Raw genomic sequence first — 7,388 nt, 5'->3', positions numbered from 1 at the left:
TGCCTCGGTCCCATCATCACCGCACCTCCACTCTCAAAAACGAGTGAATCAGCGACAGGCAAACCAATCAACGGAATTTTTCAACACTATGCGGACAAAGGGAACTTTCACCGGGCAGGTGCCAAGGTCTGCTTCCGGATTTCTTTAAGATTTTCGAGCGTTTCTTCTTTGGCTGAATAAGGAGGCGATTGCGGCTTCAAAAAACACTAATGTCGGCGATCTCGCTTATGCCAGCGTCGATACAGGCGTCCTTTGAAATATCTACTTGCCACGCCACAGCAACCAATACGTGACACCAAACGCCAGACCGAGTCCAGAATACCCAACGAAATAAAGCGGCTCCAGGTCCGTCGTATCGAGTGTAATGACCTTTCTGGCAACGGCCATCAGGGCAGTTGCAACTACCAGCTTCACATGTATGACATCGGCCGTCAGGCAGAGCGTGACATTCGTGTAAATCTCGATAGCGATCAGCACAACAAGCGCGGCCGCAAAAACCTCCAACAGAACACTGACGTCAAGAATCAGGGCCGGTGGACTTACAAGCTTGATGTAGAACGAGTAACCGGCGTCGATGACGGCAAATCCGATCACAACGACCATGAACAAAGACATCACCCGAACGGCGTGTCGAATGAGCCGATTGCAGCTTCTGACAATCAGATCCTAATGGTCAGGGTCAAGCTCGACATGCGCTTGCGCATTGCGTTGCATCTGATCGGCCATCAAGACCTCCCTATTTTCGACGTTTCATAAAAAGTTCTTCAGCCAAACGTCAGCGCCCTCTGGGCAAGACGACCTGAGCCTGCAAACGCAAGCGAACGCCTTCGGCACCCACTTCGGGCGCTTCGAGCCAATAGCCCGCCCCCGCTTGCAGATTGACCGGCAGCGCCCCCCATTGGACCAGCTTGGAGACCGAAGCGTTTATAGGCACAGCCCAGGCATCAGTTTCCCAGTCATAGGCGCTTTCGCTTTGCAGCGAATAGGTCCACGCGCCTTCGGTGGAATAAGCAAGAAAGGGCTGGACAAAACTCACATTCGTGGGGGTGTCGGGGTTGCTTTCTAGATCCCACAGATGATTGGCCAGCGCACCATAGGTCCACGGACCGGTCTGTCGCAGTGCAATGCCGGTGATCCCAGCAGCCCATGTATCACTCGATACGTCGCTAAAGGTTGGAAAGCGCACAACGGGACCCACGCCCCACGTTATGTCCCCGGTTCCGATTGGCGAGAACCACGCAGAGAAAAGGATATCTCCGAACCCCTCCTGACGTGTGCCCGGCACAACGTCTTCCTGCCAGATGTAAGGAATGATAGTTCGGGTGATCAGGTTAAGGTCATCGTTCAGTTGAAAGGGCACGACTGGTTGAAAGTTCAGCGTGGTGCGCGAGCCCTGATCAGAGACGCCCAGATTTTCATCATGGTTCAATTGAAACGGAACCGAGACGATTGCCGCAAGCGGGTTGGCCAGTTCCTGGGCCAGATCGGATGCCTCGTCTGCAACGGTTGTGGTTCCGGCACTGGCTGCAAAAAGCAGCCCCATAAGAGTATGGGATCGACGCATAGCCGTGTACTCCTTTTGAAATGCAGGTTGGGCGAGTGGCCTAGTTGATCGGCTCCAACTTCGGGAAGGTCCAATTGCCGTTCAGGATTGCATCCTCCGGCTCATAAAGGCGGATCGCATAGTTCCAGCCCGAAGTGATCGGCAGACAGTTCACGCGGCCATCGTCGCACCCACCGAAATGCAACGTGACCGAGCCGTCTTCTGCTGCTTCGGCTGTGTAACCGTTGTAGCTGTTTACGCCCAGATCATTGGCTTCCAGAAAGCCGTCACCGTTATAGACAGTCACCGACCAGAACGCCCGAACCGGCACATCCTTGACGGTTACCGCATGCGGTGTTTCGCCGTCATTCTGATCGACCGCGTCCAACAGATAGATCGCGGCCTCAGGCGGAAGACCGCCCCAACCCGAGAACGCACCGACCAGAAACTGAACCGGATCAATCTCGTCCTTTGTTCTGCCAAAGGCGCGGGCTGAATCGGTGCCCAGCAAGGATAAATCGTTTATCGCCTGACGCGCAGTGGCAAGTTGTTCGGTGTTCCAGTTGGGCGCGTCAAACGGGCCCGTTCCACCGCCGCTGACGACAATTCCATCCTGTGCCGCTTGCGCGGCGGCAATATCATCCGGGTCAGTCACATCGACGAATGTGCGAAACGCGATGAAACCAAAGCGCGTACCAAGGTCTTCCTGTGTGATTTGATACGTGCGGGGCTCTGCCTCGGCATACATGAAGTGGTCCTGATTGATGACATGCATCGAGATATAGCGGCCATCCGCTTTAGGCAGTGTCACTTCGACGGGTTCGCTCAAATCCAGCAGAACGCCGGAGTAGAGCGTGTCCTGGTTCATGCGGATGACGGGCTGGTTATCCGGTGTGGTGGCTTCGCGCATATGCCCCAATTCGCCAACAGCGAGGCCGAGATTGGCCATGTTGGTCCGAAACATGTGATCTGTCTCGGCGCGCACAAGGGTGTCGACGGTCACATCGACCATGTCTTCGGCCCAAACGCCTGTCGGGAGTGTAAGCGCGACTGTCAGAAGAAGCTTTTTCATCGTAAGCATCCTGTTGTTCAGTTTGCGGGTTCTACGGAGGGGAAGACCCAGCTTCCGTCGATGACCTCTGGGCCCGGCTGATAAAGGCGCACGGCATAGTTCCAGCCATCCATGATCGGGAGACAGTTCACACGTCCGTCGTTGCAACCGCCGAAGTGCACGGTCACACTGCCATCGTCATTCTTGGTGCCTGAGACCGAGTTGACCACATACGTGTCGAGGGAATTGAGTTCAAAAAACCCGTCTGCATTATAAAGGCTCACGGACCAGAATGCGTTCACTGGCACATCCGCCGGGACCTGGATTTTGTATTCCCCAAGCGGCAGGCCGGGCTCGATATTAAGATAAAAGGCCTCGTCTTCTGGCAGCCCACCAAAGCCGACTGCTGTGCCAAGGAAATGGCGTAATGGGTCTACATGATCTGCCTTACCAAAAGTCCGGACGCTGTCTGTGGCGAACCTGCCCAGCTCAATTGCGGCTTGGCGCAGCGCCTCAAAGCTCTCCGCGTCGTAATTGGGCATTTCGAAGGGCGTTGCGGAGGCAGCATCAATGGTGAACCCGTCCTGAATTGCATTGACCGCCGCAACATCCTTGGGGCTCTCGGCATCCACCAGTATTCTCATGAAAACAAGTACGTAGGGGGTATGGAATGTACCCATGTCAAGCTGGAACACACCGCCACCGTCGAACACTTCATTGATGAAATGATCCTGATTGACCACCATCGTCGTCATGTATCGGTCGCCCACATCGGGCAGAGTCAAGGTTGCGCCTTGGCTGATATCAATAACCGCAACGCTGTAGAGTGTGTCGCGATTCATCCGAATGGTGGGCTGATTGTCGATGGGGGTGGGTTCTTTGAAGTGAAAGAACTGATTTACGCCTCCGGCCAGGCCATTGTACGTCTTCAGTTCATTGTCTGTAGCAGCCCGAACAAAGTTGTTTATGGTAATGGGCACTTCGTATGTCTCAGCAAGTGCATCGACCGTGGTATCAAAGCTCTGAGCGGTCGCTGTGCTTCCAATCAGGACAGCTAAAGCAGCAAGTTTCCAGCGTTTGTGCGTGAGATTCATAGTTTGCCCGCTCCACTAGCCAATTACAGAAATGCATTGCTTGATGGTCCCGGCACCTGATCAAAAGCGCATTCTCACGCCTCTCATTTTGTTGTTTTTTAAAATGCTACAATTGGAGCCTTGGCCATCTCTCTCCAACAAACCACAAAGTTCGAATGTATGCCCTGACAGATTGGAGCGACCGCTTCCGAAAACTGGTTAAAAATGACAGGTAGCGATAGCGTTTCGGCCAACAACTAGAAACTCTCTTTGCATATTGACCCGACGGCGGTCCTATTATTCGTGTGGTGATGTCAATCTCTTAGAGCGCACTCTCTGCGGGTAGCGTGGTTCAATTCGATTGAGCCCCTACCAGCGGGCACCTGACTTTTTTACCTCAAAAAGTGACTTCCGCTTTGACGCAGGTCAGGGACACAGAGCCGCGCTGGTCTATGCTTGACGTGCCCGACCTTTCAATTGCGGGGTCTTAAGGAGCTATGATGACAGGGCATGACGCACATGCTCAACACAGAACACCGCCGCTTACACGCGGGCGGGTTATCGTGCCGCTTTTGCTTGCGTTTCAAGAATCCGGTCAATCTGTAGAAAGTCTCCTAGCGGAATTCGATCTATCCTTCTCGGAATTGAACGCTCCGAGTTGTTTCATTCCGCACGACACTGTCTATGCCGTGTTTGAAGCCGTCGCACAAAAGACATCCCCAGACTTTCCAGCACTTGTTGGTCAAACTTCAGATCCGACCGTTGCATCCCCATTCGGACAGGCCTTTCGCGTAGCAAAGTCGCTGGCCGATTTCATTGCCAGGTTTTGCGTTCATGCGGGAAACAACACAAACGCGGTCACCATGACACTCGATGTCTCTGGAGAGTTCGCCGTGCTGTCCGCCAAACGCAGGTTCACGCCATGCTGTTCGCCCGCCTATATGGATGCGTTTCAGATCAGCCGATGGGCTACGTTGCTGCATGAAACCGCAGGTCAGCGTTGGGAAGCAAATAAGGTTCTTGTGCGTGTGAACCGTCCTGATCTGCTCCCGTCTTACTTCTACGGTATCCGGGCGGTAGGTGCGGGCTCAGACGGGTATTCCATCCGCTTCCCAAGTGCCTGGCTTTTGTTTGAACTGGTTAACCGAACCGCGACCGAGTACGTGTTGACCACTCAGGACGAAAAAAACCCTGTACCTACAGACTTGTTGAGTTCGATCCAAAGCGTTGCCAACTCAAGGGTCGGGCGCACGGACTTGTCGGCTACGGCGCTCGCCAAGGCATGCGGTTTTCGAGGCGCGGTTCTCAACCGACGGCTTGCTGTCTATGGGACATCACTGTCGCGCATCGTCATCGAAGCCAAATGTGACCAGGCGAAACATCTGCTTTCCAAGTCTGAATTGTCGGTGGGCGATATCGCTGATCATTTGGGATACTCTGACGCGACGGCCATGACACGGGCCTTCAAGAAATGGACGGGTCAAACACCGTCAGAGTTTCGCGCCCGTGAAATGAATAGCGTTAAGGCATCTGTTCCGATACTCGACCCGGTCGAATGCGATTGTGAAACGTAACAGGACAACGGCGCGGCCCATCTTTTGCCGCGCCTCGAACTCGGGATAGGCAAAGGGGGGAGCGGGCCATGGCGTGCTTAAAAATACGGTGTATCGCAAGCAGTTTTCTGGTTGCGGCGACGATGCTGCCCGGCGGATCAACAGCAGTGGCACAGGACTCCGACTGGAGTTTTTCCGGCAGCTTCTACATCTACGCGGCGGACACCAAGACAACCATTGGATCGCTGGAGTCGGAACTCAGCTTCAGTGAAGCGGTTGAAAACCTTGATCTGGCATTCATGGGTACACTTGAAGCGCGAAGTGGCCGGTGGTCGCTGATCGCGGACTACATGCGCACAGACCTGTCCTTTGACAATGACACTCCCGGCCCGGTGTTCAGTGGCGCTGAAACCAGTCTGAAGACGCAGTTTTTAAGTGGATATGCCGCTTACACGGCCTATCAAGACCAAAACCTGGCCGTCGATCTCGGTGGCGGGTTTCGCTGGTTTGAGACGAGCAGCACGATCACTCTGGTCGGCGGCCCCACCCCGGCACCAAGTTCCAGTGCCAGCGACGATTGGATAGACCCTCTGATTGCGGCCCGTATCCGGTATCAGATCAATGACCGATGGTCGGCCGTTGCCTTGGCCGACTATGGTGGATTTCGCTCAGATCGCGAAACCGCACAGTTTTTGGCAACGGTAGGTTATGCGATCGCTCCAAAGTGGAATTTGCGCGCAGGTTATCGCTACATCATGGTCGACAAAGGTGAAGTTGACAGCAGGTTCAAGCTCTCACAATTCGGACCCGTGTTGGGTGTGACCTACAGCTTCTGAGTAAGGGCATTATGCGAAAGGCGGCCATGCCGAACACAAACAGGTCTGTAGTATCGAAGTTGCGCCAAGGCGCGAGCAGCGGTGCCGACATGCTTGGGACCGACAATTGCAGCCGGATGCGAACAGTCGGACAAAGGCAATTCAGAAAAGGAACGACGAGGCGACTGATTGCCAGAGCTTTGCCTGCGGCAACCGTGTGTTCGTTCTGTGTCCTCGCTGCCTGCGGGCCAAACATCTATGACGAAATTGAACTGATGCCCTCCCCAACGGTCTATGCCGAGGCTGCTTTTGACCCTTACAAGGACATCACGGAAGACAATTTCGTGCAGCGTTCGCAGCTATTCTACGCTACAGATCGGCTGCCCGCGGTTCCCGGCGACCCACAAGCCTATTACAACAATGAGCGCGGTCACATTCTGCGTACCGGCATTGCCGAAGTGCAAAGCAACCCCCCATTGGCGACGTTGAAAAAGCTTCGCCACGTTACCATGACGCGCGACCGCGCTAAGGACTACACGCTCAGCTTGTCTGACGTACAAGAGATTGGTGTCATGCCGTTCAGTGTCACGCGCTACATGAACGATCCACCTTCGCAAAAGGAGATGAAGGCAGCCGGACTTCGGTTTGCCCAATGGATTGACGATCACCTTGCAGCCTCTCGCAACAAAGACATTTTCATCTATGTCCATGGCTACAATGTCGATTTTGATTACTCGACCCTTGTCTCCAAAGAGTTGCAACACTTTCTGGGCTATCAGGGCGCCTTCATCAGCTACAACTGGCCCGCTACACCCAATCGCTTGGCGTATTTTCGGGATCAGGAATCTGCATTGGCGACGCGCCGCAATTTGCGTTCTCTTGTCGAATACTTGTCGGCAAACACCAACGCCCGGCGCATTCACCTTATAGGATACAGCGCAGGCTCAAGGCTCGCATTTGAAGCCGCCTATCAGATTGCTTTGCGGCCTGGGCCAAAGCCGCGGCTGGGGCAGTTGATCCTGATCAGCAGCGATCTTGATCGAAGCTATTTCTTGCAATCAATTGAAGACGGCCTTCTGGATGCCGTTATAGGTGTGACACTCTATCAATCGCAGACCGATTCAGCGCTGGCGATGTCACGGTTGGTCTTCGGCCGCGACCGTCTGGGTCAGGTTTCCGATGAAGCAATAAATGGGTCTCTGTTCCAGCGCCGACTGTCTGAGATGAAAACCCTACATATCATCGATGTGACCGAGGCCGAAGTGGACGTGTCGCGGTTTGCTGCCGCTCCTTTGATAGCATTTATTGCAGCAAAGGAGACGAACTATGGGACTGAAACGGACGGACGAATTT

General features: G+C 54.2%; 8 protein-coding genes. 4 read left to right on the top strand and 4 right to left on the bottom strand.

Features of this window, described 5'->3' with window-relative positions; all coding sequences use genetic code 11:
• Positions 1 to 180: hypothetical protein (locus ACR0EK_RS20085; RefSeq protein WP_480968093.1), on the top strand; the 180-nt coding region annotated here is incomplete at its 5' end.
• Positions 181 to 261: 81 nt separating this feature from the next.
• Here the strand turns inward: ACR0EK_RS20085 and ACR0EK_RS20080 are convergent.
• The 4 genes from ACR0EK_RS20080 to ACR0EK_RS20065 all read right to left on the bottom strand — a co-directional run bounded on the left by ACR0EK_RS20080 (position 262) and on the right by ACR0EK_RS20065 (position 3,688).
• Positions 262 to 615 carry a phosphate-starvation-inducible PsiE family protein gene (locus ACR0EK_RS20080; protein ID WP_480899521.1) on the bottom strand — a complete coding sequence of 118 codons (354 nt, stop codon included), beginning with the start codon at positions 613 to 615 and terminating at the stop codon, positions 262 to 264.
• Positions 616 to 775: 160 nt separating this feature from the next.
• A complete protein-coding gene (locus ACR0EK_RS20075; protein WP_170400928.1) occupies positions 776 to 1,564 on the bottom strand; it encodes a transporter in 789 nt (262 codons plus the stop codon).
• Positions 1,565 to 1,604: 40 nt separating this feature from the next.
• The gene (locus ACR0EK_RS20070; RefSeq protein WP_480968092.1) at positions 1,605 to 2,615 is read right to left on the bottom strand and encodes a DUF1254 domain-containing protein; all 1,011 of its coding nucleotides are present in this window, start codon (positions 2,613 to 2,615) and stop codon (positions 1,605 to 1,607) included.
• A 17-nt stretch (positions 2,616 to 2,632) separates the two neighbouring features.
• Entirely contained in the window at positions 2,633 to 3,688 is a 1,056-nt protein-coding gene (locus tag ACR0EK_RS20065) for a DUF1214 domain-containing protein (RefSeq protein ID WP_170431627.1), read from the bottom strand.
• 476 nt (positions 3,689 to 4,164) lie between these two features.
• Between ACR0EK_RS20065 and ACR0EK_RS20060 the strand changes: the two genes are divergently transcribed.
• The 3 genes from ACR0EK_RS20060 to ACR0EK_RS20050 form a co-directional block, all read left to right on the top strand.
• Positions 4,165 to 5,241, top strand: coding sequence for an AraC family transcriptional regulator (locus tag ACR0EK_RS20060; RefSeq protein ID WP_480595353.1), 1,077 nt, complete (start codon positions 4,165 to 4,167; stop codon positions 5,239 to 5,241).
• 68 nt (positions 5,242 to 5,309) lie between these two features.
• The gene (locus ACR0EK_RS20055) at positions 5,310 to 6,056 is read left to right on the top strand and encodes an outer membrane protein (RefSeq protein WP_253282656.1); all 747 of its coding nucleotides are present in this window, start codon (positions 5,310 to 5,312) and stop codon (positions 6,054 to 6,056) included.
• 254 nt (positions 6,057 to 6,310) lie between these two features.
• Positions 6,311 to 7,388, top strand: a 1,078-nt coding sequence (locus tag ACR0EK_RS20050) for an alpha/beta hydrolase (RefSeq protein ID WP_480968091.1), incomplete at its 3' end; no start/stop codon positions are given.

The sequence above is a fragment of the Ruegeria sp. AE4 genome (genome assembly GCF_056542185.1).
The sequence above is the reverse complement of the archived record's forward strand: the minus strand, read 5'-3'. Positions and strand labels throughout refer to the sequence as shown.